This window comes from Citrobacter sp. VF227, assembly GCF_052950715.1.
Window position 1 is genome coordinate 423375 of sequence record NZ_JBRFVF010000002.1, and the last position, 25290, is coordinate 448664.

The 25290-nt window shown below is 51.5% G+C and carries 26 protein-coding genes and 5 tRNA genes; 9 read left to right on the forward strand and 22 right to left on the reverse strand.

The features are described from left to right. From modB to ACU8YC_RS09530, 3 genes are all read right to left on the reverse strand, one after another. Nucleotides 1-690 carry a molybdate ABC transporter permease subunit gene (gene modB / locus ACU8YC_RS09520; RefSeq protein WP_003023032.1) on the reverse strand — a complete coding sequence of 230 codons (690 nt, stop codon included), beginning with the start codon at nt 688-690 and terminating at the stop codon, nt 1-3. Next, the gene (gene modA, locus ACU8YC_RS09525) at nt 690-1463 is read right to left on the reverse strand and encodes a molybdate ABC transporter substrate-binding protein (protein WP_252838022.1); all 774 of its coding nucleotides are present in this window, start codon (nt 1461-1463) and stop codon (nt 690-692) included. The genes modB and modA overlap by 1 nt, the downstream gene beginning before the upstream one ends. Before the next feature lie 200 nt (nt 1464-1663). Then, the gene (locus tag ACU8YC_RS09530; RefSeq protein WP_003023026.1) at nt 1664-1813 is read right to left on the reverse strand and encodes an AcrZ family multidrug efflux pump-associated protein; all 150 of its coding nucleotides are present in this window, start codon (nt 1811-1813) and stop codon (nt 1664-1666) included. A 130-nt stretch (nt 1814-1943) separates the two neighbouring features. On the opposite strand from ACU8YC_RS09530, the gene modE reads away from it, so the two are divergent. The 7 genes from modE (at nt 1944) to gpmA (ending at nt 9733) form a co-directional block, all read left to right on the forward strand. Further along, nucleotides 1944-2732 carry a molybdenum-dependent transcriptional regulator gene (modE, locus tag ACU8YC_RS09535; protein ID WP_446895286.1) on the forward strand — a complete coding sequence of 263 codons (789 nt, stop codon included), beginning with the start codon at nt 1944-1946 and terminating at the stop codon, nt 2730-2732. Nucleotides 2733-2798: 66 nt separating this feature from the next. Continuing rightward, nucleotides 2799-4271 (forward strand): molybdate ABC transporter ATP-binding protein ModF, encoded by a 1473-nt coding sequence (modF, locus tag ACU8YC_RS09540; RefSeq protein ID WP_151219575.1) that lies wholly within the window; start codon nt 2799-2801, stop codon nt 4269-4271. Between the two features lie 218 nt (nt 4272-4489). Further along, nucleotides 4490-5506 carry a UDP-glucose 4-epimerase GalE gene (galE, locus tag ACU8YC_RS09545; protein ID WP_151219574.1) on the forward strand — a complete coding sequence of 339 codons (1017 nt, stop codon included), beginning with the start codon at nt 4490-4492 and terminating at the stop codon, nt 5504-5506. Between the two features lie 9 nt (nt 5507-5515). Then, complete coding sequence (gene galT, locus ACU8YC_RS09550; RefSeq protein WP_286543639.1) at nt 5516-6562, forward strand: galactose-1-phosphate uridylyltransferase; 1047 nt, start codon at nt 5516-5518, stop codon at nt 6560-6562. A gap of 3 nt (nt 6563-6565) precedes the next feature. After that, entirely contained in the window at nt 6566-7714 is a 1149-nt protein-coding gene (gene galK, locus ACU8YC_RS09555; RefSeq protein WP_151219572.1) for a galactokinase, read from the forward strand. Further along, the gene (gene galM, locus ACU8YC_RS09560) at nt 7708-8748 is read left to right on the forward strand and encodes a galactose-1-epimerase (RefSeq protein ID WP_151219571.1); all 1041 of its coding nucleotides are present in this window, start codon (nt 7708-7710) and stop codon (nt 8746-8748) included. Before galK ends, galM begins: the two co-directional genes overlap by 7 nt. A 232-nt stretch (nt 8749-8980) precedes the next feature. Next, nucleotides 8981-9733 carry a 2,3-diphosphoglycerate-dependent phosphoglycerate mutase gene (gpmA, locus tag ACU8YC_RS09565; protein WP_151224968.1) on the forward strand — a complete coding sequence of 251 codons (753 nt, stop codon included), beginning with the start codon at nt 8981-8983 and terminating at the stop codon, nt 9731-9733. Between the two features lie 67 nt (nt 9734-9800). Here the strand turns inward: gpmA and aroG are convergent, their stop codons facing one another. Continuing rightward, nucleotides 9801-10853, reverse strand: coding sequence for a 3-deoxy-7-phosphoheptulonate synthase AroG (aroG, locus tag ACU8YC_RS09570; protein WP_187252779.1), 1053 nt, complete (start codon nt 10851-10853; stop codon nt 9801-9803). 317 nt (nt 10854-11170) lie between these two features. Here aroG and ACU8YC_RS09575 point away from each other — a divergent pair, with 317 nt between their 5' ends. Both ACU8YC_RS09575 and zitB read left to right on the forward strand, forming a co-directional pair. Continuing rightward, complete coding sequence (locus ACU8YC_RS09575) at nt 11171-11545, forward strand: YbgS-like family protein (protein WP_151219568.1); 375 nt, start codon at nt 11171-11173, stop codon at nt 11543-11545. Between the two features lie 113 nt (nt 11546-11658). Continuing rightward, a complete protein-coding gene (gene zitB, locus ACU8YC_RS09580) occupies nt 11659-12600 on the forward strand; it encodes a CDF family zinc transporter ZitB (protein WP_446895287.1) in 942 nt (313 codons plus the stop codon). Here zitB and pnuC read toward each other — a convergent pair. The 18 genes from pnuC to cydA form a co-directional block, all read right to left on the reverse strand. Next, on the reverse strand, nt 12597-13316 hold the full coding sequence (gene pnuC / locus ACU8YC_RS09585) for a nicotinamide riboside transporter PnuC (protein ID WP_151219566.1): 720 nt from the start codon (nt 13314-13316) through the stop codon (nt 12597-12599). The two genes, zitB and pnuC, sit on opposite strands and share 4 nt — an antisense overlap. A gap of 27 nt (nt 13317-13343) precedes the next feature. Next, entirely contained in the window at nt 13344-14387 is a 1044-nt protein-coding gene (gene nadA, locus ACU8YC_RS09590; protein ID WP_446895288.1) for a quinolinate synthase NadA, read from the reverse strand. Nucleotides 14388-14611: 224 nt separating this feature from the next. Next, nucleotides 14612-14687 (reverse strand) — tRNA-Lys (locus ACU8YC_RS09595). A 32-nt stretch (nt 14688-14719) separates the two neighbouring features. After that, a tRNA-Lys gene (locus tag ACU8YC_RS09600) sits at nt 14720-14795 on the reverse strand. A gap of 145 nt (nt 14796-14940) precedes the next feature. Next, nucleotides 14941-15016: transfer RNA gene (locus ACU8YC_RS09605), tRNA-Lys, on the reverse strand. A gap of 3 nt (nt 15017-15019) precedes the next feature. Beyond that, nucleotides 15020-15095: transfer RNA gene (locus tag ACU8YC_RS09610), tRNA-Val, on the reverse strand. Nucleotides 15096-15232: 137 nt separating this feature from the next. Further along, nucleotides 15233-15308 (reverse strand) — tRNA-Lys (locus tag ACU8YC_RS09615). A gap of 164 nt (nt 15309-15472) precedes the next feature. Beyond that, nucleotides 15473-16261, reverse strand: a complete 789-nt coding sequence (cpoB, locus tag ACU8YC_RS09620; RefSeq protein ID WP_151219564.1) for a cell division protein CpoB — start codon at nt 16259-16261, stop codon at nt 15473-15475. 9 nt (nt 16262-16270) lie between these two features. Beyond that, entirely contained in the window at nt 16271-16789 is a 519-nt protein-coding gene (gene pal, locus ACU8YC_RS09625; RefSeq protein ID WP_003022983.1) for a peptidoglycan-associated lipoprotein Pal, read from the reverse strand. A gap of 34 nt (nt 16790-16823) precedes the next feature. Then, nucleotides 16824-18116, reverse strand: coding sequence for a Tol-Pal system beta propeller repeat protein TolB (gene tolB / locus ACU8YC_RS09630; protein WP_003022981.1), 1293 nt, complete (start codon nt 18114-18116; stop codon nt 16824-16826). Nucleotides 18117-18244: 128 nt separating this feature from the next. Continuing rightward, complete coding sequence (gene tolA / locus ACU8YC_RS09635; RefSeq protein ID WP_008784157.1) at nt 18245-19501, reverse strand: cell envelope integrity protein TolA; 1257 nt, start codon at nt 19499-19501, stop codon at nt 18245-18247. Between the two features lie 63 nt (nt 19502-19564). Continuing rightward, nucleotides 19565-19993: a colicin uptake protein TolR gene (tolR, locus tag ACU8YC_RS09640; RefSeq protein ID WP_003022978.1), complete on the reverse strand. Its 429-nt coding sequence runs from the start codon at nt 19991-19993 to the stop codon at nt 19565-19567. Between the two features lie 3 nt (nt 19994-19996). Further along, nucleotides 19997-20689: a Tol-Pal system protein TolQ gene (gene tolQ / locus ACU8YC_RS09645; protein WP_003022976.1), complete on the reverse strand. Its 693-nt coding sequence runs from the start codon at nt 20687-20689 to the stop codon at nt 19997-19999. After that, complete coding sequence (ybgC, locus tag ACU8YC_RS09650; protein WP_045441116.1) at nt 20686-21090, reverse strand: tol-pal system-associated acyl-CoA thioesterase; 405 nt, start codon at nt 21088-21090, stop codon at nt 20686-20688. The genes tolQ and ybgC overlap by 4 nt, the downstream gene beginning before the upstream one ends. 273 nt (nt 21091-21363) lie before the next feature. After that, nucleotides 21364-21657, reverse strand: a complete 294-nt coding sequence (ybgE, locus tag ACU8YC_RS09655) for a cyd operon protein YbgE (protein ID WP_252838019.1) — start codon at nt 21655-21657, stop codon at nt 21364-21366. After that, complete coding sequence (gene cydX, locus ACU8YC_RS09660; RefSeq protein WP_003022970.1) at nt 21657-21770, reverse strand: cytochrome bd-I oxidase subunit CydX; 114 nt, start codon at nt 21768-21770, stop codon at nt 21657-21659. The genes ybgE and cydX overlap by 1 nt, the downstream gene beginning before the upstream one ends. A gap of 14 nt (nt 21771-21784) precedes the next feature. Next, nucleotides 21785-22924, reverse strand: coding sequence for a cytochrome d ubiquinol oxidase subunit II (gene cydB, locus ACU8YC_RS09665; RefSeq protein ID WP_151219561.1), 1140 nt, complete (start codon nt 22922-22924; stop codon nt 21785-21787). 15 nt (nt 22925-22939) lie between these two features. Beyond that, nucleotides 22940-24508 carry a cytochrome ubiquinol oxidase subunit I gene (cydA, locus tag ACU8YC_RS09670; RefSeq protein ID WP_151219691.1) on the reverse strand — a complete coding sequence of 523 codons (1569 nt, stop codon included), beginning with the start codon at nt 24506-24508 and terminating at the stop codon, nt 22940-22942. Nucleotides 24509-25290: the final 782 nt, after the last annotated feature.

Below are 25290 nucleotides of genomic sequence, written 5' to 3' on the forward strand. Positions count from 1 at the left end.
TTATCGCCCCGTCCGCTCACGGCTAATACGCGCCAGCCATTCAGAAATCAGCAGCGAAATCAGCGCTAATACAATGGATATGATACATAATCTTGCCGCCGCGCTTTCGCCGCCCGGAGTCTGGATCAGGGTATACATCGCCGAAGGGATAGTGCGGGTTTCGCCAGGTATATTGGAAACAAAGGTAATTGTTGCACCGAACTCGCCAAGCGAGCGGGCGAACGCCAACACCGTACCAACAATAATGCCGGGTAGCATCAGCGGTAGCGTTATAGTCATAAAGACGCGCCAGCGTCCGGCGCCCAGCGTACGAGCGGCCTGCTCCAGCTTGACGTCGACACCTTCCAGCGCCAGACGAATAGCCCGCACCATGAGCGGGAAGGACATCACCGCAGCGGCCAGCACGGCACCACGCCAGCTAAAGGCAAAGGTGATGCCAAACCAGTCATACAGCCATTCGCCGATGAATCCACGCCGTCCCATAGAGACCAACAGCAGATACCCCACCACCACAGGCGGCAGTACCAGCGGTAAATGCAGCACGCTATCGAGCAGCGCTTTGCCCGGGAATTTGCATCGCACCAGTAACCAGGCAAAGAAGATCCCAAATGGCAGACTAAACAACACGGCCAGGGAAGAAACTTTCAGGCTCAATATAACGGCCTGCCATTCAGGATCGGTCAGTATCATTACTTGGTCGTAAATCCATAACGTTTAAAGATTTCAGCAGCCTGCGGTCCTTTCAGGTAATCATAGAACGCGCTAACCGTTGCGTTGGAGTGGCCATCAACAATCGCGATAGGGTATTCCACTTTTTTGTGCGAATCTTCCGGGAAAGTCGCAACTACTTTTACGCCCTTGCTGGCGACGGCATCGGAACCATAGACAATCCCCAGCGGCGCTTCGTTACGTTCAACCAGCGCCAACGCACCCCGTACGTCTTCAGCAGGCGCCAGTTTTGGGGAAAGGGTATCCCATGCACCCAGTTTTTGCAGCGCTTCTTTGGCATAAATGCCTGCTGGAACATGTTCTGGATCGCCAACGGCCAGACGTCCACCGTTCAACAAACTGGTCCAGTTGGTTTTGCTGTCGATGGTAAACGCTTTCTGCTCACTCGCTTTCGGTGCCACAACCACCAGGCTGTTACCCAACAACGTTGCACGCGTTGCGCTATCAATCGACTTTTTGTCCGCCGCGTAGTCCATCCACTTCTGATCGGCAGAAATAAATAGATCGGCTGGTGCACCGGCTTCAATCTGGCGCGCCAGTGTGGAAGAAGAAGCAAAAGAGGAGACGACGTCAACGTTCTTCTCTTTTTTGTATTGCGTTGCAATATCCTGCATCGCGTTGGTCAATGATGCCGCTGCGAAAACGGTAATTTTTCCTTCATCCGCCAGCACATGCCCGGCAACGGTAAGAGAAAGTGTTGCCCCTGCAAACAAGGGTAACCATGTACGTGCCATCTGTAACTCCTTTGCGTTTCGTTATGTAGTCGCAAATATAACGAGTAAAACAGGATTTTCCCAGAGGTTATTGATACCAATTAGAGGTTACACAAAGAAAATATCGGCAGGGAAAGCAGGATCTTGAGAAATGGCAGTCAGAGAAAACAAACAGAAAGGCGAAAAAATAGAAACGCCCGACTGAGCGGGCGTTTGGGGAATCAATGATTCTGTCTGGACTGGTCTTTCTGACCGATACCGGAGAAAATGTTGAACACTTCACCCAGTCCGTAAATCAGACCCAGAATAATGGCCATTACCACAGGTACCATGATTACGGCGAATACCAGACTTTTCAATAACTCTAACATGGTCAACTCCAGATATAGTCCTTAGCTGTATTCTAACCCCATAACGCAGAAAAGCACTCCCCTTTTGTGCGGTCGGCTTTGCTCAGGCACGGTTTTCCGTCACAATACCTTTTTTTGCCAGGAGCTTGTGATGCAGGCCGAAATCCTTCTTACGCTGAAACTTCAGCAAAAACTGTTTGCCGATCCCCGTCGCATTTCTCTGCTGAAGCACATTGCGCTTTCCGGCTCCATCAGTCAGGGCGCGAAGGATGCAGGCATCAGCTACAAAAGTGCCTGGGATGCAATTAACGAAATGAACCAGCTCAGCGAGCAGACGCTGGTTGAGCGTGCCACAGGCGGTAAAGGCGGCGGCGGCGCGGTGTTAACCCGCTACGGCCAACGTTTAATCCAGCTGTACGATTTGCTGGCGCAAATCCAACAAAAAGCCTTTGATGTTTTGAGTGATGATGATGCGCTGCCACTTAACAGCCTGCTGGCGGCAATTTCTCGCTTTTCGCTGCAAACCAGCGCCCGTAACCAGTGGTTTGGCACGATTACCGCCCGCGATCACTCCCTGGTACAGCAGCATGTCGACGTCCTGCTGGCCGATGGCGAAACGCGCCTGAAGGTGGCGATCACGGCACAAAGCGGCGAGCGTCTGGGCCTTGATGAAGGCAAAGAGGTGTTGATTCTGCTGAAAGCGCCGTGGGTCGGAATTACCCAGGATGACGCTATCGCTCAGGCTGCCGACAACCAGCTGCAGGGCACGATCAACCATATCGAACGCGGCGCAGAACAGTGCGAGGTATTGATGACGCTGCCAGACGGCCAGACACTGTGTGCAACCATTCCGACAGAAAATAGTGCGACGCTGCAGGAAGGCGCGAACGTCACTGCTTTTTTCAATGCTGACAGGGTGATTATCGCCACACTATGCTGAGTGATTGACATCAGCTTGAAGAACACGTATCCCTGTTATTAATCGCTGCAAATAATGGGATACAAAATGTCATCGTTGCAAATTTCGCAAGGCACGTTTCGTCTTAGCGACACAAAAACGCTCCAGTTAGATGCGTTGACGTTAAACGCGGGTGATAGCTGGGCGTTTGTTGGCTCTAACGGTAGCGGGAAATCTGCGCTGGCCCGCGCGCTGGCAGGGGAATTACCGCAGCTGAAAGGCGAGCGCCACTGTCAGTTTACGCGTATCACCCGACTCTCCTTTGAACAGCTCCAGAAGCTGGTCAGCGACGAGTGGCAGCGAAACAACACCGATCTTCTCAGCCCCGGTGAAGATGACACCGGGCGCACCACCGCAGAAATCATTCAGGATGAGATCAGCGATCCCGCCCGCTGCGCTACATTGGCTCAGCAGTTTGGCATCTCTGCCCTTCTCAACAGGCGTTTCAAATACCTTTCGACCGGAGAAACACGTAAAACTCTGCTTTGCCAGGCGTTAATGTCCGCACCGGATTTACTGATCCTCGATGAGCCCTTTGACGGGCTGGATGTGGCATCCCGCTGCCAGTTAGCAGAACTGCTCGCTGACCTGCACCAGGCTGGCTTTACGTTAATATTGGTGCTTAACCGCTTTGATGAAATTCCCGAGTTCGTGCAGTTTGCCGGCGTGCTTGCCGATTGCACGCTGACAGAAACCGGCGCGAAAGCCGACCTTCTGCAACAGGCATTAATCGCTCAACTTGCCCATAGCGAACGACTGGAAGGTATTCAGTTACCCGAACCGGATGAACCTTCGGTGCGCCGCACGTTGTCAGATAACGAGCCACGAATTGTACTTAACAATGGCATCGTCTCGTATAACGATCGCCCTATCCTTCATCATATGAGCTGGCAGGTAAACCCAGGCGAGCACTGGCAAATCGTCGGCCCCAACGGTGCGGGAAAATCAACCCTGCTCAGTTTAATCACCGGCGATCATCCCCAGGGCTACAGTAACGATCTGACGCTGTTTGGCCGCCGTCGGGGTAGCGGTGAAACTATCTGGGATATCAAAAAACACATCGGCTACGTCAGCAGCAGTCTGCATCTGGATTATCGGGTGAGTACGACCGTACGCAACGTTATTCTCTCCGGTTATTTTGATTCAATTGGCATTTACCAGGCCGTCTCCGACAGGCAGCACAAACTGGTACAACAGTGGCTGGAGATCCTTGGCATCGATAAACGTACTGCGGATGCGCCATTCCATAGTCTTTCCTGGGGTCAACAGCGGCTGGCGCTGATTGTTCGCGCGCTGGTTAAACACCCTACCTTGTTGATTCTTGACGAGCCTTTGCAAGGGTTAGATCCGCTCAATCGCCAACTGATTCGTCGTTTTGTAGATGTGCTGATCGGTCAAGGCGAAACTCAGCTGTTGTTCGTCTCTCATCACGCCGAAGATGCCCCAGCCTGCATTACCCACCGTCTGGAGTTTGTGCCCGAGGGCGATATCTACACCTATCAACAAACATCACTGCGTTAATTTTCATACCAAGGCGTTTGAATACGCCCTTTTTTCTGTCTTTTTTTCAGACAAACGCTGAGATAACAACCTAACGTAATGATTTAAAATAAAATAACCACTGCAAATATGTGAAAACGCCAGTGTGTAAACGATTCCACTAATTTATTCCATGTCACACTTTTCGCATCTTTGTTATGCTATGGTTATTGCATACCATAGGCTTAACGGAGCGAATTATGAGAGTATTGGTTACAGGTGGTAGCGGTTACATCGGAAGCCACACTTGCGTGCAGTTGTTGAAAAACGGTCACGAGGTGGTGATCCTGGATAATCTCTGCAACAGCAAGCGCAGCGTTCTGCCCGTCATTGAGCGTTTAGGTGGTAAGCATCCGACTTTTGTGGAAGGAGATATCCGTAACGAAGCGCTGATAACCGAAATTCTGCACGATCATGCCATTGACACGGTCATCCATTTTGCCGGGTTAAAAGCCGTTGGAGAATCCGTGGCCAAGCCGCTGGAGTACTATGACAACAACGTCAATGGAACTCTGCGTCTGGTAAACGCCATGCGCGCCGCCAACGTGAAAAACTTCATTTTCAGCTCCTCCGCGACCGTCTATGGCGATCAGCCGCAAATTCCTTATGTTGAAAGCTTCCCCACCGGCACGCCGCAGAGTCCGTACGGCAAAAGTAAGCTGATGGTGGAACAGATCCTGACCGATCTGCAAAAAGCCCAACCCGACTGGAGCATTGCTTTGTTGCGCTACTTTAACCCGGTTGGCGCGCATCCATCAGGGGATATGGGGGAAGATCCTCAGGGTATTCCCAACAACCTGATGCCTTACATCGCACAGGTTGCCGTGGGTCGCCGCGAGTCCCTTGCCGTATTTGGCAACGACTATCCTACTGAAGATGGCACCGGCGTTCGCGACTACATCCACGTGATGGATCTCGCCGACGGTCACGTTGTCGCAATGGAAAAACTGGCGGACAAACAGGGTGTGCATATTTACAACCTTGGCGCAGGCATCGGCAGCAGCGTGCTGGACGTGGTCAATGCCTTCAGCAAAGCCTGCGGTAAACCGATTAATTACCATTTCGCCCCGCGCCGTGATGGCGATCTTCCGGCCTACTGGGCTGATGCCAGCAAAGCCGATCGCGAGCTCAACTGGCGCGTGACCCGCACGCTGGATGAAATGGCACAAGACACATGGCACTGGCAGTCACGCCACCCACAGGGATATTCGGATTAAGGACCAATCATGACGCAATTCAATCCTGTCGATCACCCACATCGCCGTTTTAACCCGCTCACCGGGCAGTGGATCCTTGTTTCACCGCATCGCGCCAAACGTCCGTGGCAAGGGGCGCAGGAAACTCCTTCTAAGCAGGTACTGCCTGTGCATGACCCGGACTGCTTTCTGTGCGCTGGCAATACGCGCGTTACCGGCGACAAAAACCCGGATTACACCGGGACCTATGTCTTCACTAATGACTTTGCGGCCCTCATGTCAGATACCCCGGACGCGCCGGACAGTCACGATCCGTTGATGCGTTGCCAGAGCGCACGCGGTACCAGTCGCGTGATTTGCTTCTCGCCCGATCATAGCAAAACGCTGCCGGAACTCAGCGTCCCTGCGCTGACAGAAATTGTACAGACGTGGCAGGAACAGACTGAAGAGTTAGGAAAAACCTATCCCTGGGTGCAGGTATTTGAGAATAAAGGCGCGGCGATGGGCTGCTCTAACCCGCACCCGCACGGTCAAATTTGGGCCAACAGCTTTTTGCCCAACGAAGCCGAACGTGAAGATCGCCTGCAGAAAGCGTACTTCGCTGAACAGGGCGCACCGATGCTCGTTGATTACGTCCAGCGCGAACTGGCGGACGGCAGTCGTACGGTCGTAGAAACTGAGCACTGGCTGGCGGTTGTGCCTTACTGGGCCGCGTGGCCGTTCGAAACGCTGCTGCTGCCGAAAGCGCATGTGCTGCGTATCACTGATTTGACCAATGAACAGCGTGCTGACCTGGCGCTGGCGCTGAAAAAACTGACCAGTCGTTACGACAACCTGTTCCAGTGCTCATTCCCCTACTCTATGGGCTGGCACGGCGCGCCGTTCAACGGTGAAGAAAACGAACACTGGCAGTTACACGCGCACTTTTACCCGCCGCTGCTGCGTTCCGCGACCGTGCGTAAATTTATGGTCGGTTATGAAATGCTGGCGGAAACCCAGCGTGACCTGACGGCAGAACAAGCGGCTGAACGACTGCGTGCGGTCAGCGACATCCATTTTCGCGAATCCGGAGTTTAAATAATGAGTCTGAAAGAAAAAACACAATCTCTGTTTGCAGAAACGTTTGGCTACCCAGCCACCCATACTATTCAGGCACCGGGTCGCGTAAACCTGATCGGCGAACACACCGATTATAATGACGGCTTCGTTCTGCCCTGCGCCATCGACTATCAAACTGTCATCAGTTGTGCCGCGCGCGACGATCGAAAAGTTCGCGTGATCGCCGCTGATTACGACAATCAGATTGATGAGTTCTCTCTCGATGCGCCGATTATCGCCCACGACAGCCAGCAGTGGTCGAACTACGTGCGTGGCGTGGTGAAGCATCTACAAAAACGCAGTAACGCCTTTGGCGGTGCGGATCTGGTGATCAGCGGTAATGTCCCGCAAGGCGCAGGTCTTAGCTCTTCCGCCTCGCTGGAAGTCGCTGTGGGTACGGTATTCCAACAGCTCTATCACCTGCCGCTCGACGGCGCACAAATCGCCCTGAATGGCCAGGAAGCTGAAAACCAGTTTGTCGGCTGTAACTGCGGCATTATGGATCAGCTGATCTCCGCGCTTGGCAAGAAAGATCATGCGCTACTGATCGACTGCCGTACGTTGGGCACCAAAGCTGTCTCCATGCCGGAAGGTGTGGCGGTGGTGATCATCAATAGCAACTTTAAACGCACGTTGGTCGGCAGCGAGTACAACACCCGTCGCGAACAATGTGAAACCGGCGCTCGTTTCTTCCAGCAACCGGCGCTGCGTGATGTCAGTCTTGAAGCGTTTAACGCTGTCGCCCACGAGCTGGATCCGATTGTCGCCAAACGCGTCCGCCACGTCATCACGGAAAATGCGCGTACCGTTGAAGCCGCGCAGGCGTTGGAAAAAGGCGACCTGCTGCGTATGGGACAATTGATGGCGGAATCTCACGCCTCAATGCGCGATGACTTTGAAATCACCGTGCCACAAATTGATACGCTGGTTGAAATTGTCAAAGCGACCATCGGCGATAAAGGCGGTGTACGTATGACTGGCGGCGGCTTCGGCGGCTGCATCGTGGCGCTGATCCCGCAAGATTTGGTGCCTGCCGTGCAACAAGCTGTCGCTGAGCAATACGAAGCAAAAACCGGTATCAAAGAAACATTCTACGTCTGCAAACCTTCACAAGGAGCCGGACAATGTTAAACGAAATCCCTGTGCAGGCTCCGGACGGTCAGCCGTTTCGCCTGATTACCCTGCGCAATGACGCAGGGATGGTGGTCACGCTGATGGACTGGGGCGCGACCCTGCTCTCTGCGCGTATTCCGCTGAGCGATGGTAGCGTGCGCGAAGCATTACTCGGGTGCGCCAGCCCGGAACAATATCCGGAACAGGCTGCATTTCTGGGGGCGTCGATTGGTCGCTACGCTAACCGTATCGCCAACAGCCGCTATACTTTTGCCGGTGAAACCGTTGAATTAATACCAAGCCAGGGCAACAACCAGCTGCACGGCGGGCCGGACGGTTTCGACAAACGTCGCTGGCAGATAGTCAATCAGAATGACCGTCAGGTGCTGTTCGCCCTAACGTCTGAAGATGGCGACCAGGGCTTTCCTGGCCATCTTTGCGCGACCGCGCAGTATCGCCTTACTGACGATAATCGTATTTCGATCACCTACCGCGCCACGGTCGATAAGCCCTGTCCGGTGAATCTTACCAACCACGTTTATTTCAACCTCGACGGTGATACAACCGATGTCCGTCAACATAAGCTGCAGATCTTCGCTGACGAGTACTTGCCGGTGGATGAAATGGGTATCCCACACGACGGACTGAAGCCGGTGGCTGGTACCTCGTTCGATTTCCGCGTGGCGAAAGTTATCGACAGCGAATTTTTGGCCGATGACGATCAGCGGAAAGTAAAAGGTTACGATCACGCTTTCTTGCTACAGGCGCAAGGCGATAGCCGCAAACCGATCGCGAATCTGTGGTCACAGGATGAAAAACTGCAGATGGAGGTCTACACCTCTGCCCCGGCTTTGCAGTTTTATTCCGGAAATTTCCTCGGCGGTACGCCATCCCGTGGTCCTGACGCCTACGCCGACTGGCAAGGTCTGGCGCTGGAAAGCGAGTTCCTGCCGGACAGCCCGAACCATCCGGAATGGCCGCAGCCAGACTGCTTCCTGCGTCCTGGCGAAGAGTACACCAGCGTGACGGAATACCGGTTTATACCAGCTTAATCGTTCCCCCTCCCAGGCCCGATGACGTAACGAATCGGGCCTGTTGCTTGTTTATCACAGTAGAACCGTTCAAATCCCCACCGTTCAAAGACAAAATCGCAACCTTGAGTTCACAAGAACCTTACACTGTGGCGCTATTTTCGCTATGGTTATGCGTAAGGATTGCCGCTGACGCATTACGGCAATATAATGAGAATTATTATCATTCAATATGATTTATAGGAGTGAGTGTATGGCTGTAACTAAGCTGGTTCTGGTACGTCACGGTGAAAGTCAGTGGAACAAGGAGAACCGTTTTACCGGTTGGTATGACGTTGATCTGTCCGAGAAAGGCGTGGGCGAAGCGAAAGCAGCAGGTAAACTGTTGAAAGAGGAAGGCTATAGCTTCGATTTTGCATATACCTCTGTGCTGAAACGTGCCATCCACACCCTGTGGAACGTACTGGATGAACTGGATCAGGCCTGGCTGCCAGTTGAGAAATCCTGGAAACTGAATGAACGTCATTACGGCGCGCTGCAGGGGCTGAACAAAGCGGAAACTGCGGAAAAATACGGTGACGAGCAGGTTAAGCAATGGCGTCGCGGCTTTGCGGTCACCCCACCGGAACTGACTAAAGATGACGAACGCTATCCGGGTCATGATCCGCGTTATGCGAAGCTGACCGACAACGAGTTACCGGTTACCGAAAGCCTGGCGCTGACCATCGATCGCGTTATCCCTTACTGGAATGAAACCATCCTGCCGCGCATGAAAAGCGGTGAGCGAGTGATTATCGCCGCTCACGGTAACTCCCTGCGTGCGCTGGTGAAATACCTGGATAACATGGGCGAAGATGAGATCCTCGAACTGAACATCCCGACGGGTGTACCACTGGTGTATGAGTTCGACGAAAACTTCAAACCAATCAAACACTATTATCTGGGTAACGCTGACGAGATCGCCGCAAAAGCAGCTGCCGTTGCGAACCAGGGTAAAGCGAAGTAATTTCTGCGTGTCGCATAAAAAAGCGCGGACTATCCGCGCTTTTTTTATCTTTCTGGTAGGCTAACGTTTAACCGCGGCGCGCTTTTACCGCATCCGCCAGTTGACGTAACACCGCATCAGTATCTTCCCAGCCAATGCAGGCGTCGGTGATGCTCTTACCGTAGGTCAGCGGTTCGCCGCTATCCGGGTTCTGATTACCCTCGACCAGATGGCTTTCGATCATCACGCCAATAATCGCTTTTTCACCACCAGCAACTTGCCCGCAAACATCTTTCGCAACATCCATCTGCTTTTTGAACTGCTTGCTGGAGTTGGCATGGCTAAAGTCGATCATCACTTGCGCAGAGAGCCCTGCTTTAATCAGACCTTCTTTCACGTCGGCAACATGCTGAGCGCTGTAGTTCGGCTCTTTGCCACCGCGCAGAATGATATGGCAATCACCATTACCGCTGGTATTCACGATCGCCGAATGACCCCATTTGGTCACAGACAGGAAGCAGTGTGGTGCCCCTGCGGCGTTGATTGCATCAATCGCAACTTTGATCGTGCCATCAGTACCGTTTTTAAAGCCAACCGGGCAGGACAGACCAGATGCCAGTTCGCGGTGCACCTGAGACTCAGTGGTACGTGCTCCAATAGCGCCCCAACTCATCAGGTCGGCAAGATATTGCGGCGTGATCATATCGAGGAATTCACCTGCAGCTGGCAATCCGCTGTCGTTGATATCCAACAGCAGTTTACGCGCAATGCGCAGTCCATCGTTGATCTGGAAGCTATTGTCCATGTGCGGATCGTTGATAAGCCCCTTCCAGCCGACGGTGGTACGCGGCTTTTCGAAATAGACTCGCATGACAATTTCAAGCTCGCCTTTTAACTCTTCGCGCAGCGCCAGCAGGCGAGTGGCGTACTCTTTGGCGGCAGCCGGATCATGAATAGAGCACGGCCCAATCACCACTAACAGGCGATCGTCGTTCCCTTTCAGAATTTTATGAATTGCCTTACGGGCATGAGCCACCGTATTTGCGGCATTTTCAGTAGCGGGGAATTTTTCCAGCAGTGCGACTGGCGGTAATAACTCGTTGATCTCTTTGATGCGTAAATCGTCGTTCTGATAATTCATGATTATTCCAGCGTTGCCATACTTATATAAATGAATGCAATCCCTCCAATCTATATCTTCAGTCATAAGGTGTAAACGGGGTTTTACACTTTGGACGGATTAATCCTGGAATCTGGTAAAAAAACGCAATAATGTAGCGAAAAATGAGATCCAGACTACAATTTCTAACTGTAACATCTTAAATTTTCATAGATTTCAAGATTGTATGCTGGTTTTAATTTCCAGAGCAAAACGATTAACCACGTATTGATGATGTAACTGGCACATGCACTGTTGGAAGACGTTATCCGACATATCGACCTTAACAGGAGCATATTATGCATATGACTAAGCTGGCTTCACTCTTTCTTACTGCTACCCTCAGCCTCGCCAGCGGTGCAGCGCTGGCCGCTGAAACCAACTCGCAGTCCAATAATGGCCAGGCAAATTCCTCGGCAGATGCCGGTCAGGTCGCACCAGACGCTCGCGAAAACGTAGCGCCGAATAATGTCGACAACAATAACGTGAATTCAGGTGGCACGATGCTGCACCCGAACGGTTCATCAATGAACCATGAGGGGATGACCAAAGACGAGATGCACAAAAACACCATGTGTAAGGACGGTCGCTGTCCTGATGTGAACAAGAAGGTTGAGACTGGAAACGGCATCAACAATGATGTTGATACCAAAACTGACGGCACCACGCAGTAACGCTGAAAATAAAGCTAATAACGGGAGAGCATTAGCTCTCCTTTTTAATTTTATCATCCCAAAAACGGTATGATGGCATACAGTAAAGATGAGAATAACAAAGGGATGGCATAATGGCGCACGCACATACTCATACTTCCTCTGAGCAACCCAAAGACAATAACGCCCGCCGACTGATGTTCGCATTCTGCATTACCGCCGGATTTATGTTGGTCGAAGTGGTGGGCGGAATACTTTCAGGCTCACTGGCCTTGCTGGCCGACGCCGGGCATATGCTTACGGATGCGGCAGCGCTGCTTTTCGCGCTGTTGGCCGTTCAGTTTTCCCGTCGCCCACCCACAATACGCCACACCTTCGGCTGGCTGAGGCTCACGACGCTGGCCGCATTCATTAATGCCATCGCATTGGTCGTTATCACCATTTTAATCGTCTGGGAGGCGATTGAGCGCTTCCAGACACCTCGTCCCGTGGCGGGCGGCATGATGATGGTTATTGCTGTCGCGGGTTTACTGGCCAACGTGCTTGCTTTTTGGGTTTTACATCGCGGCAGCGAAGAGAAAAATTTGAACGTCCGTGCCGCAGCGCTGCATGTGATGGGCGATTTACTCGGCTCGGTCGGGGCAATCATCGCTGCGTTGATTATTATCTGGACGGGCTGGACGCCTGCGGACCCGATCCTCTCAATTTTGGTATCCGTACTGGTGCTGCGCAGCGCCTGGCGATTATTAAAAGATAGCGTCAACGAATTACTGGAAGGCGCTCCGCTGGCGCTGGATATCGCCGCACTGCAGCGCCATCTCAGCCGGGATATTCCCGAAGTCCGCAATGTGCACCATGTCCACGTCTGGATGGTGGGAGAAAAGCCGGTAATGACGCTGCATGTGCAGGTGATCCCGCCGCACGATCATGATGCGCTGCTGGAGCGTATTCAGCATTTCCTTATTCATCATTACCAGATTGAACACGCGACGATTCAGATGGAGTATCAGCCGTGCAATGGACCGGACTGCCACCTGTATCAGGGCGTGTCCGGCCATTCACATCATCACCATTAATGAGACAGCGCGTGGGAACCTCGCTCACGCGCACTGTTGATCCACATCCTGCTCCCGTTGAGGGCGATAACCGTCAGGATCATATATTCCAGCGACATGGCATATACGCCTTGCAGGGCAAAGATCACCACGCTGATTACGTTAATGATTACCCACAGCAGCCAGTTTTCAACGTATTTACGCGTCATCAGGATCATCGCCGCAATCGAAAGCACCATCATGCAGGAGTCCCAGAACGGGAATGCATCGGGTTGCAGTTCAGGCACAGCAACCTGCAGTCCCAATGCCTGCATTATGTTGACCGCAATACGAGTCAGCAACGCAAAGACCGGATCGATATAGACCGACATCAGGCCGATCGCCACCACACAAGCCGCCAGCCAGCCGATCGCTTTTGGCAACGGCAGCCAGCGAATTTTCAATTCCGCTTCATGCTGGTTGGTTTGCCGGGACCAGGCATACCAACCGTAGATATTGGCGGCAAAGAAAAAGACTTGCAGCAACAGGCTGGCATAAAGCTGGATCTGAAAGAAGATAATCGCAAACAGCGTGACGTTTATCAGACCGAAAACGTAATTGCTGATTTTCTCAAGACTCGCCAGGCCAATACACAGCAACCCGGCGATCGTCCCCACGGCTTCGATCCACGATAGATCGTAACCACCTGCGCCAATCGGAATATGTACCAGAATGTTCTGCGTGCTAAAAAAGTCCATCTTTTCCCCCAGAGCAAAAATAAAGTATTAAGCTCGTAGTGTAGCCGCAAATTCCAACATACGATTTAATGGCAACAATGCCCCTTCTCGCAGTGCGTGATCAACATGTATTTCATGCGCCGCGCCGCCATGCTCCAGCCCCTCAGCAATCGCCTTGAGGCCGTTCATCGCCATCCATGGACAATGCGCGCAGCTACGACAGGTGGCCCCCTCGCCAGCCGTTGGAGCTTCAAGCAGCTCTTTATCCGGAACGGCCTGCTGCATTTTGTAAAAAATGCCCCGGTCAGTCGCCACAATCAGCTGCTTATGCGGTAACGATTTAGCTGCGGTGATGAGCTGACTGGTTGAGCCAACCGCATCGGCCATATCAACGATAGACTGAGGTGACTCCGGGTGCACCAGCACCGCAGCATCAGGGTACAGTCCTTTCATGCGCGTTAAAGCCTGGGTTTTAAACTCGTCGTGGACAATACAGGCCCCCTGCCAGCAGAGCACATCTGCGCCGGTTTGTTTCTGCACGTAGTTACCCAGATGTCTGTCCGGAGCCCAGATGATTTTTTCACCTAAGCTATCAAGATACTCAATAAGTTCAACCGCGATACTGGAGGTCACGACCCAGTCAGCACGAGCTTTAACGGCGGCTGAAGTATTGGCGTAAACCACCACGGTACGATCCGGATGCGCGTCGCAGAATGCGCTGAACGCGTCTATCGGACAGCCCAGATCTAATGAACATTCCGCCTGTAAGGTTGGCATAAGGATAGTCTTTTCCGGGCTGAGAATTTTGGCGGTTTCTCCCATAAACCTCACGCCCGCAACCAGCAGCGTAGAAGCTGGGTGTTTTGCACCGAACCGCGCCATCTCCAGAGAATCAGAAATACAGCCACCGGTCTCTTCGGCCAATTGCTGAATTTCAGGATCGGTGTAATAGTGCGCGACCATAACGGCATCACGCTCTTTCAACAGGCGCTTGATTTTTTCACGATAAAATTGCTTTTCATCCACACTCAGCGGCCCTGGCTTCGGCGGAAACGGATAAATTGCTGCTTCTGGATCAAACATCACGCTCATCTTGCTTTCTCGTTTTACTGGCTTAACGAATTAACCGATTAAAAGCGTGACGCACGCCATATTCGGTTTGAATTGTTTTATATGCTAAACAAGATAGCGGATTGGCGCAGAAAAGTCACAATAATTGAGAGTGATGAGTGCCGGATGGCGACCTGCGGGCCTGCAGGTTCAAATCTTTTAAATCGCAGATAGTAAAAAAGCGCCTTTAGGGCGCTTTTTTACACTGGTGGGGCGTGCAGGATTCGAACCTGCGACCAATTGATTAAAAGTCAACTGCTCTACCAACTGAGCTAACGCCCCCTTATGGGGTTTACTTCTTTATACTTTCAGGATGGTGGGTCGTGCAGGATTCGAACCTGCGACCAATTGATTAAAAGTCAACTGCTCTACCAACTGAGCTAACGACCCGCTCGGGATAACCTGAAAATTTTTACTCGGTACCACCAATAAATTGGTGGGGCGTGCAGGATGACTCGACTTCGTCTCGCCCTAACGGGCCGTTGCTTAGGCAACGTTATCCTTCACGTTTAACATCTGAGTACGATGTTAAAGTTGGTGGGGCGTGCAGGATTCGAACCTGCGACCAATTGATTAAAAGTCAACTGCTCTACCAACTGAGCTAACGCCCCGAGTGGTGGGTGATGACGGGATCGAACCGCCGACCCCCTCCTTGTAAGGGAGGTGCTCTCCCAGCTGAGCTAATCACCCGATACTACGCTGGATACTACTTACTAACTGAGTTAGTGGTGGGTCGTGCAGGATGACTCGACTTCGTCTCGCCCTACGGGCCGTTGCTTACGCAACGTTATCCTTCACGTTTTACAATCGCGTTCCACCTTAGCGATTGGTGGGTCGTGCAGGATTCGAACCTGCGACCAATTGATTAAAAGTCAACTGCTCTACCAACTGAGCTAACGACCCGCTTTTGCGCTGCTTTTGGTTTGTTTGATATCCCTTGGCAACGGCGGCATATATTACTGATTTCAGATTTTAGCGCAACAAAAATTTCGATGTAAATAACTCAACTGCTTAGGAATCACACGACACGACCAGAAATAACACGATTTCTGGTCGTGTGGTGGTCATTACATCGCGCCAAGGCGTTTTTGCGCTTGTTTCGCGCCATCAGTGCCAGGGTATTTAGTGATAACCTGCTGATAAACCGCTTTAGCTTTTGCTGTGTCACCTTTGTCCTGCATGATGACGCCGACTTTGTACATCGCGTCTGCAGCCTTCGGTGATTTCGGGAAGTTTTTTACTACCGAAGCAAAATAGAACGCTGCATCATCTTTTTTACCCTTATTGTAATTCAACTGACCCAGCCAATAATTCGCATTGGGCAGGTAAGTTGAGTCCGGGTATTTTTTGATGAAGTTCTGAAATGCTTCAATCGCGTCATCCTGGCGAGATTTATCCTGCACCAGAGCAATTGCCGCATTGTAATCGGTATTCGCATCGCCAGTTTGCGCGGGCGCCCCTGACGTTGTCGCAGCGCCTGCATCAGGTGCTGGGGTTGCCGCCCCACTCTGATCGCCACCTGCAGATTGCGCAGCAGGCGCGCTACCGCTGCCAAGATTATTCATCTGCAGCAATATTTGCTTCTGGCGCTCAACAACCTGATTCAGCTGGTACTGATTTTCCTGAATTTGACCGCGCAGGGAATCAATATCGGACTGATTATCGGAGAGTTGTTGCTGGAGTTGGGTTAAAAGCTGACTGTGAGCGTTAGAAATACGCTCGAGTTGAGTGACACGGTCTTCGACCGAGCCTGAGCCGACACTACTGATTGGCGCCTGAGCAAAAGCGGCCCAAGGGGCCGCTATGCCAACCAGTAACGACAGACTCAACACGTGATGTCTGAAGTTACTGCTCATGCAATTCTCTTAGTAAACCAGTACGGCGCGACGGTTTTTGGCGTAAGCCGCTTCGTCATGACCCAGTACTGCAGGTTTTTCTTTACCGTAAGAAACGATGGAGATCTGGTCAGCAGAAACGCCTTTACCCTGCAGGTACATCTTAACGGCGTTTGCACGACGCTCACCCAGGGAGATGTTGTACTCAGGAGTACCACGTTCGTCCGCATGACCTTCTACGGTGACTTTGTAAGACGGGTTGCTACGCAGGAAGTTAGCGTGAGCATCCAGCATTGCAGCGAAGTCAGAACGGATATCGTACTTGTCCAGATCGAAGTAAACGATGTTGTTCTGCTGCAGCTGTTGCATCTGAAGACGCGCTTGCTCTTCAGAAGACATGTTGCCGCTGCCATTTGCATCCATACCAGTGCCGGCACCCAGCATGCCTTCGCTGCCGTCATTGCTGGCGTTCTTGTTAGAAGAACATGCCGCAATAGCCATAACAGGCAGAGCAATCATCAGCCCTTTCAGCACTTTGTTCAGTTGCATTTCAATGATTCCTTTATTAATCAATTATTTATTATCACAGATACGGCGACCAGGCAGGGAATTTTACCTGACCATCAGTTGCCGGAAGACGCGCTTTGAAACGCCCATCTGTAGAAACCAAATTCAGCACGGATCCCATCCCCTGAGAAGAGCTGTAGATTACCATAGTGCCGTTAGGTGCCAGACTTGGCGTTTCGTCCAGGAACGTTGACGACAGAACTTGTACGCCACCCGCTACCAGATCTTGTTTGGCAATGTGCTGCTGACCATTTGCCGAGCTTACCATTACCATAAATTTACCGTCGCTGCTCACATCCGCATCCTGGTTTTGCGAACCTTCCCAGGTAATACGCTGCGGAGCACCGCCGTTAACGTTAACTTTGTATACCTGCGGACGACCAGCCTGGTCAGACGTAAAGGCCAGGTTTTGGCTGTCCGGGAACCAGGTCGGTTCCGTGTTGTTGCTGCGACCATCCGTCACCTGACGAATCTGACCGGAACCAATGTCCATGACATACAAGTTCAGGCTACCGGTTTTAGACAGGGCAAACGCCAGTTTGCTGCCATCCGGAGAAAACGCAGGTGCACCGTTGTGACGTGGGAACGACGCTACCTGACGAACTGCGCCATTAGACAATGTCTGAATAACCAGTGCAGAACGACCGCTCTCGAAGGTTACGTACGCCAGTTTTGAACCGTCCGGAGACCACGCCGGAGACATCAGCGGTTGCGGAGAACGGTGTACCACAAACTGGTTGTAGCCATCGTAGTCGGACACGCGTAACTCGTACGGGAACTGACCGCCGTTAGTCTGAACAACATAAGCGATACGGGTACGGAATGCACCTTTAATACCGGTCAGTTTTTCAAACACTTCGTCACTTGCGGTATGGCCTGCGTAACGCAACCACTGCTTGTTCACTTTATACGTGTTCTGTGCCAGTACGGTACCCGGTGCGCCACCGGTATCAACCAGTTGATAAGCAACACTGTAGGAACCATCTGGATTCGGTGTGACCTGGCCAACCACTACGGCATCAATACCCAGAGCAGACCATGCGGCAGGTTGAACTTCCTGCGCGGTACCCGGCTGCTGCGGCAGGCGAGAACGGTCTAATGGGTTAAATTTACCGCTGTTTCGCAGGTCAGCACCCACGATACCACCGATATCTTCAGGTGCAGCACCCGGTCCTGCCCACTGGAAGGGGACAACACCAATCGGGCGTGCCGAGTCCACCCCTTGGGTGATCTCGATACGTACTTCTGCGTGCAGCACCGCTGCCCACAGCATCAGAAAACCAAATGCAACTCGTAATGCCTGCTTCATCATATCTCCCTTATCTGGACGGAAAGCCCACGATAATTTAGCAGAATGTTAACAAACTCAAATACACAAAACTACCAGAACACTGTCTCAACCTTAGACCGTTTCCCCCGATTTCTCAGGGGTCGTTATTACAGTTTAAAGTCCAGTTTGGCATCTTTTACTTTTTCATAAACAGCCTGGCTAGGCGGTTTAGGAATTCTGGCTGTTTTCGCAGCCGTCAGCGCAGCCTGGCACAATGCCGGATCCCCGCCCTCTTCGGTCACATCCAGTAACAGACCATCAGGCGCTAACTTGATATGTAATACGCAGGATTTTCCCGCATACAAATCGGCACCATACAGACGGCTCTGAATCGCATTACGAATTTGAGATGCGTAAGCACTGATATCAGCGCCAGATGCACCGCCATTTGCACCACTTGTACCACTATCTTTCGCCGGTTGGCCGTTTCCTTTCGCTCCACCACCCGATTTCGGTGCATTCTTACCGGAGCTTAGGTCGCCCAACAAGTCGTCAACGCCAGATGCTGCGGCGGCTTTTTCGGCGGCAGCCTTTTTCGCAGCAGCAGCTTTATCTGCTGCAGCTTTCTTATCGGCAGCGGCTTTCTCAGCTGCAGCCTTTTTATCTGCCGCAGCTTTTTCAGCAGCTGCTTTTTTGTCAGCGGCAGCCTTTTCAGCAGCGGCTGCTTTCGCGGCGGCGGCTTTTTCTGCTTTCTCAGCGGCAGCTTTCTCGGCTGCTGCTTGCTTAGCGGCTTCAGCCTGCGCTTTCTTCGCAGCATCTGCGGCAGCCTTAGCAGCTTGTGCTTCGGCAGCTTTCTTCGCATCAGCAGCGGCTTTAGCGGCTTCTGCCTCAGCTTTTTTCTGTGCGTCCGCAGCAGCTTTCTTCGCGGCATCTGCCGCTTGTTTCGCCTGAGCATCAGCCTTGGCCTTCGCGTCTGCAGCAGCCTTCGCCGCAGCCTCTTCAGCCTGTTTCTGTTGTTCTTGCGCTTTCGCGGCGGCGGCCTCTGCTTGCTTCTGCTGTTCCGCCTGCTCGCGCACTTTTTCCTGCGCAGCTAAACGTTCTTTTTCCAGTTGCTTCAGTCGTTCTTGCTCAGCAGCTTGCTTCTCACGAAGTTCCTCTGCTTGCTGTTGCGCCTGTTTTTCGCGCTGTTCTTCTGCACGTTTCGCACTTGCCTGCTGTTGCTGCTGGCGATCGTACTGTTGAACAACGGCACCAGGATCGACCATAACGGCGTCGATAGACGAACCGCCACCGCCGCCGGCTGAAGCATCAATGTGCTCATCGAACGAACTCCAGATCAGCGCTGCAAATAAAATGACATGCAGCACCGCTGAAATAATTATCGCCCTTTTGAGCTTGTCGTTTTGTTCGGTTGCCTTTGACACTCTCGGTTCCCAAAAACTGTTCGCCTGTTACGCGCTATCTTTCAAGCCAGCAATATGCAGTCATCAGATTGGCTGCGTCATCAGGCCAACCGATTTTACGCCTGCACTGTGTAACAAGTTCAGCGCTTTAATTATTTCATCATAAGGCACGTCTTTCGCACCACCGATTAAAAATACTGTTTTCGGATTGGTCTGCAGGCGGCTTTTCGCTTCCGCGATAACCTGCTCCGGCGGCAGTTGATCCATCCTGTCTTTCTCAACGACCACGCTGTATTGCCCAATACCGGAAACTTCAATAATGACCGGTGGCTCGTCGTTACTGCTGACGGCTTGCGATTCGGTCGCATCCGGCAGGTCAACTTCCACACTCTGCGTAATGATCGGCGCGGTTGCCATAAAGATCAGCAACAGCACCAGCAGTACGTCGAGCAGCGGGACAATATTGATTTCGGACTTAAGTTCGCGACGACCTCGTCCACGCGTTCTGGCCATGGTTTACCCCTTGTTGCTCTCGCTAACGGTAAACGCCTGGCGGTGCAGAATCGCGGTGAACTCTTCCATAAAGTTGTCGTAATTCAGTTCCAGCTTGTTCACGCGCTGATTCAGTCGGTTGTAAGCCATAACCGCCGGAATTGCCGCAAACAGGCCGATAGCCGTTGCAATCAACGCTTCCGCGATACCCGGCGCAACCATTTGCAGCGTCGCCTGTTTTACCGCGCCCAGCGCGATAAAGGCGTGCATGATCCCCCAAACGGTACCGAACAGACCGATATACGGGCTGATGGAGCCGACAGTGCCGAGGAATGGAATATGCGTTTCCAGCGTTTCCAGTTCACGGTTCATCGAGATACGCATCGCACGGGATGCCCCCTCAACGACCGCTTCAGGCGCATGGCTATTCGCCCTATGCAGACGCGCAAATTCTTTGAACCCGCTATAAAAAATTTGCTCTGAACCCGCCAGATTATCACGACGCCCCTGACTTTCCTGGTACAGGCGCGACAACTCAATGCCGGACCAGAACTTGTCTTCAAATGCTTCGGCTTCACGTGAAGCAGCATTAAGAATACGGGTCCGCTGGATAATAATAGCCCAGGATGCGATTGAGAAACCAATCAAAATCAACATGATAAGTTTAACCAGAAGGCTTGCCTTCAGGAACAAATCAAGGATATTCATGTCAGTCACTGCTTAAACTCCGCGACAATAGACTTGGGAAGCGCACGAGGCTTCATTTTGAGTGGATCAACGCAAACAATCAGAACTTCGGCTTCATTCAGCACGGTGTTCTCTGCGTTGACAATGCGTTGCGTGAAAACCAATGAGGTGCCACGCATTGACGTAATTTCGGTTTGGACTTCGAGCATATCGTCGAGCCGGGCAGGCGCAAAATACTCAAGGGTCATCTTGCGCACCACAAAGGCTACACGTTCGGCCAACAGAACCTGCTGACTGAAGTGATGATGACGCAGCATCTCTGTGCGTGCTCTTTCATAAAAAGCGACGTAACTGGCGTGATAAACCACCCCACCGGCATCGGTGTCTTCATAATAGACACGAACCGGCCATCGGAAAATATACTTATTCATTCTTACTGCCTCTTTGTTGGCTTTGCCCACTCACACCGGTCGCTTAACTTTGTAAGCCCCTGGTGACTCGCGTTCTTGCCGCCGCGATGCATCAAGAATGTCGTTGTATATCGCGCTGTCTTCACTTTACATCCCGGTAATGCAATTAGGTTAGTGCTTTCAAACTTCGCTACTATACGCGCGGGAATGGTGCTTTGGAATGGGGGAAAGTAAACGGAGAGTAAAAAATTATGGGCTTATGCAAGCCCATAAATATTTAAGGATGTTTCTTATTCAAAAGAAGAAGAAAATCAGACCAACCACGAGGACGATATCTGCGATCAGCGGGCAGAAGATGCCCTGCCAGTGTACGGCGCGAGGACGAAAGCCAACGCCATGAATGATGCCTGCGCAGACCGCCCACATCAGCATAAAACCATGCCAGATTTCAAGCGTACTGGTTTTGGCCGCGAAACGTGACGGTTCCCAGAATATGCAGCCGGCCAACACGATTGCCAGCACAAAGGAAAGCGCCCGCAAGGGGCGCTTGTCCATTACCGCATATACTATCGCGATAATGTTGGTCATCAGCTATCTTCTTGTCCGGCCTTGCCTGATTCAACGTGCTCAAGCGCCAGCGCTGTGATTATCCCAAATGCACAGGCAAGAAGCGTTCCCAAAATCCATGCGAAATACCACATTTTAAGCTCCTTACTTAGTACAGAGAGTGTGTGTTACGTTCAATATCTTCTTTGGTGATACGACCAAACATCTTCCAGTAGCACCATGTGGTGTAGAGGAGAATAATTGGCACGAACACACATGCCACATAGGTCATCACGTTCAGCGTCAGCTGGCTGGACGTTGCATCCCACATGGTCAGACTCGCGTTCATCATGGTGCTGGATGGCATCACAAACGGGAACATTGCAATACCAGCAGTCAGGATGATGCAGGCTAACGTCAGTGAGGAGAAGACGAACGCCCATGCCCCTTTCTCCATACGAGAGGTCAGGATAGTCAACAGCGGCAGAACCACACCCAGTGCCGGAATCAACCACAGGATCGGTGCATTATTAAAGTTCACCAACCATGCGCCTGCTTCACGCGCGACTTCTTTGGTCAGCGGGTTAGACGCCGCATGATGATCAACTGCAGAAGTCACAACATAACCGTCAATACCGTACATCACCCATACACCCGCCAGCGCGAAGCAGACCAGAGTCACCAGCGCCGCTACCTGAGCGGTGGTGCGGGTACGCAGATGTAACTCACCCACAGTACGCATCTGCAGATAGGTCGCGCCCTGGGTGATGATCATCCCAACGCTCACGACACCCGCCAGCAGACCAAACGGATTCAGCAACTGGAAGAAGTTACCTGTGTAGTAAAGGCGCAGGTACTCATCAATGTGGAACGGAACCCCTTGCAGCAGGTTACCGAACGCCACACCAATCACCAACGGTGGAACGAAGCTACCAATAAAGATGCCCCAGTCCCACATGTTACGCCAACGAGTGTCTTCAATCTTGGAACGGTAATCAAAACCGACCGGACGAAAGAACAAGGACGCCAGCACCAGAACCATCGCCACATAGAAACCGGAGAATGCAGCGGCATACACCATCGGCCAGGCAGCGAACAATGCGCCACCCGCGGTGATCAACCACACCTGGTTACCATCCCAGTGCGGGGCGATGGAGTTAATCATAATTCGACGCTCGGTATCATTACGACCGAGGAAACGGGTGAGCATGCCCACCCCCATGTCGAAGCCATCAGTGACCGCAAAACCAATCAGCAGAATGCCGACCAGCAGCCACCAGACAAAACGCAATACTTCATAATCGATCATTTGACGACTCCTGTCTTAGCGTGCCGGCTGAGAAGTCACATTGGACTGCTCAAAGTGATAGCGACCGGTTTTCAGGCTGCTTGGGCCGAGGCGTGCAAACTTGAACATTAAGAACAATTCTGCCACCAGGAACAGGGTATACAGGCCACAAATCAGGATCATGGAGAACAATAGGTCACCTACTGTTAACGATGAGTTTGCAACCGCCGTTGGTAACACCTCACCGATCGCCCATGGCTGACGACCATATTCGGCAACAAACCAACCTGCTTCTACAGCAATCCACGGCAGTGGAATACCGTAAAGCGCCGCACGCAGCAGCCATTTTTTCTCACCGATACGGTTACGAATTACGCTCCAGAAGGACAACGCAATAATTGCCAGCAGCAAGAAGCCGCACGCCACCATGATACGGAAAGCGAAGTAAAGCGGTGCAACACGTGGGATAGAATCTTTTGTTGCCTGCTGAATTTGCGCTTCCGTCGCGTCGGTGACTTTATCGGTATAGCGTTTCAGCAGCAGACCATAACCCAGGTCTTTCTTCATACTGTTGAACTGGTCGCGAACGGCCTGATCGGTACTACCAGCACGCAGTTCTTCCAGCAACTGATAGGCTTTCATACCGTTACGGATGCGCTCTTCGTGTTGCACCATCAGGTCTTTCAGACCAATGACCGGTGTATCAACAGAGCGGGTGGCAATGATGCCCAGCGCATAAGGAATTTGAATCGCAAATTTGTTTTCTTGTTTATCCTGATCGGGAATACCGAACAAAGTAAACGCAGCAGGAGCAGGTTGAGTTTCCCACTCGGCTTCGATCGCAGCCAGTTTGGTTTTCTGTACGTCACCCATTTCGTATCCGGACTCATCACCCAGAACGATAACAGAAAGTACAGCAGCCATACCGAAGCTGGCAGCAATCGCGAATGAGCGTTTTGCGAAAGCGAAGTCGCGGCCTTTCAGCATGTAATACGCACTAATGCCAAGGATGAACATCGCACCAGTTACATAACCAGAGGCGACAGTGTGAACAAATTTCACCTGTGCTACCGGGTTGAGCACCAGTTCAGAGAAGCTCAGCATCTCCATGCGCATGGTTTCAAAGTTGAAATCCGCGGCGATTGGGTTTTGCATCCAGCCGTTCGCAACCAGAATCCACAGTGCGGACAGGTTTGAACCTAAAGCCACCAGCCAGGTGACGCACATATGCTGGACTTTACCCAAACGGTCCCAGCCGAAGAAGAACAGACCTACAAAGGTGGATTCGAGGAAGAAGGCCATCAAACCTTCGATCGCCAGCGGCGCACCGAAAATATCCCCTACATAGTGGGAATAGTAGGACCAGTTAGTCCCGAACTGGAACTCCATGGTCAGACCGGTTGCCACACCCAGAGCGAAGTTGATACCAAACAACTTGCCCCAGAACTTGGTCATATCTTTATAAATCTGTTTGCCGGAAAGGACGTAGACCGTTTCCATGATGGCCAACAAGAACGCCATACCAAGCGTCAGTGGCACAAACAGGAAGTGGTACATCGCGGTCAAGGCAAACTGTAAGCGCGACAGTTCGACTATATCTAACATCATGACTCCTTGCTCATCGCATGAAGACTCCGAGAGTGAACCCCGTTAGAAAGGGTCACACGCATGCCCCAATACAAATTTATCTGCTCCCCTCCGCCGCAGCTCTTTCTTCTCGTTTGAAGAAAGGACAATGACGATAGGTTACAAACATGTTAATAAAACACTCAAATTGATCCCGCAATTATATTACGCCGTAAAATCCTTACAATAAACAGGTTTTTATCGAGGTAAATTTGCATTTTTCGATAGTGATCAATTTATAGCTAATTTACCACTTTCAGACCAATTTGATCTGCAGCAATTTAACCTCTTTTGAGATCGTTTACCAAGTTTTAAACATTGATTTAAATCAATTTCCAAAACCAATGTTAATAGTGTTTAGCAGTCAGGTGACTAGTAAACAACATGTTAACGACATGTTTTTCAATGAGTAATTGCCGTTACTACAAATGATAGGATATTTATTTAAATGTACACGATCTTTTAACCGGCCAGACGGACAAATTTGCCAACAGATAAAGAGTCACTATTGCTTGGTAGCTCACAGTTTTTTGTTTAGCAAGTCAGTGAATATTTATTTCATACAATTTTTTCATTTTAATTTTACTTATGATTAACACCGTAATGTAACTATCTCAATCAGAAGCGAAAGAGCCTGACATTGACCGCCTCATTGCATTTGAGGTTTTACCGCAGAAAGTTGGCGCTTCGCTTCACTCATCACTGAAAGTTATCGTACCTGCTCCCTCTTTTTTATGTGACATAAGATTAAATCTGATACA

What these genes read in the sequence shown, in the direction of transcription:
- modB (WP_003023032.1), bottom strand. Translation starts at nt 690, where the DNA reads ATGATACTGACCGATCCTGAATGGCAGGCCGTTATATTGAGCCTGAAA.
- modA (WP_252838022.1), bottom strand. Translation starts at nt 1,463, where the DNA reads ATGGCACGTACATGGTTACCCTTGTTTGCAGGGGCAACACTTTCTCTT.
- ACU8YC_RS09530 (WP_003023026.1), bottom strand. Translation starts at nt 1,813, where the DNA reads ATGTTAGAGTTATTGAAAAGTCTGGTATTCGCCGTAATCATGGTACCT.
- modE (WP_446895286.1), top strand. Translation starts at nt 1,944, where the DNA reads ATGCAGGCCGAAATCCTTCTTACGCTGAAACTTCAGCAAAAACTGTTT.
- modF (WP_151219575.1), top strand. Translation starts at nt 2,799, where the DNA reads ATGTCATCGTTGCAAATTTCGCAAGGCACGTTTCGTCTTAGCGACACA.
- galE (WP_151219574.1), top strand. Translation starts at nt 4,490, where the DNA reads ATGAGAGTATTGGTTACAGGTGGTAGCGGTTACATCGGAAGCCACACT.
- galT (WP_286543639.1), top strand. Translation starts at nt 5,516, where the DNA reads ATGACGCAATTCAATCCTGTCGATCACCCACATCGCCGTTTTAACCCG.
- galK (WP_151219572.1), top strand. Translation starts at nt 6,566, where the DNA reads ATGAGTCTGAAAGAAAAAACACAATCTCTGTTTGCAGAAACGTTTGGC.
- galM (WP_151219571.1), top strand. Translation starts at nt 7,708, where the DNA reads ATGTTAAACGAAATCCCTGTGCAGGCTCCGGACGGTCAGCCGTTTCGC.
- gpmA (WP_151224968.1), top strand. Translation starts at nt 8,981, where the DNA reads ATGGCTGTAACTAAGCTGGTTCTGGTACGTCACGGTGAAAGTCAGTGG.
- aroG (WP_187252779.1), bottom strand. Translation starts at nt 10,853, where the DNA reads ATGAATTATCAGAACGACGATTTACGCATCAAAGAGATCAACGAGTTA.
- ACU8YC_RS09575 (WP_151219568.1), top strand. Translation starts at nt 11,171, where the DNA reads ATGCATATGACTAAGCTGGCTTCACTCTTTCTTACTGCTACCCTCAGC.
- zitB (WP_446895287.1), top strand. Translation starts at nt 11,659, where the DNA reads ATGGCGCACGCACATACTCATACTTCCTCTGAGCAACCCAAAGACAAT.
- pnuC (WP_151219566.1), bottom strand. Translation starts at nt 13,316, where the DNA reads ATGGACTTTTTTAGCACGCAGAACATTCTGGTACATATTCCGATTGGC.
- nadA (WP_446895288.1), bottom strand. Translation starts at nt 14,387, where the DNA reads ATGAGCGTGATGTTTGATCCAGAAGCAGCAATTTATCCGTTTCCGCCG.
- cpoB (WP_151219564.1), bottom strand. Translation starts at nt 16,261, where the DNA reads ATGAGCAGTAACTTCAGACATCACGTGTTGAGTCTGTCGTTACTGGTT.
- pal (WP_003022983.1), bottom strand. Translation starts at nt 16,789, where the DNA reads ATGCAACTGAACAAAGTGCTGAAAGGGCTGATGATTGCTCTGCCTGTT.
- tolB (WP_003022981.1), bottom strand. Translation starts at nt 18,116, where the DNA reads ATGAAGCAGGCATTACGAGTTGCATTTGGTTTTCTGATGCTGTGGGCA.
- tolR (WP_003022978.1), bottom strand. Translation starts at nt 19,993, where the DNA reads ATGGCCAGAACGCGTGGACGAGGTCGTCGCGAACTTAAGTCCGAAATC.
- ybgC (WP_045441116.1), bottom strand. Translation starts at nt 21,090, where the DNA reads ATGAATAAGTATATTTTCCGATGGCCGGTTCGTGTCTATTATGAAGAC.
- ybgE (WP_252838019.1), bottom strand. Translation starts at nt 21,657, where the DNA reads ATGACCAACATTATCGCGATAGTATATGCGGTAATGGACAAGCGCCCC.
- cydX (WP_003022970.1), bottom strand. Translation starts at nt 21,770, where the DNA reads ATGTGGTATTTCGCATGGATTTTGGGAACGCTTCTTGCCTGTGCATTT.
- cydB (WP_151219561.1), bottom strand. Translation starts at nt 22,924, where the DNA reads ATGATCGATTATGAAGTATTGCGTTTTGTCTGGTGGCTGCTGGTCGGC.
- cydA (WP_151219691.1), bottom strand. Translation starts at nt 24,508, where the DNA reads ATGTTAGATATAGTCGAACTGTCGCGCTTACAGTTTGCCTTGACCGCG.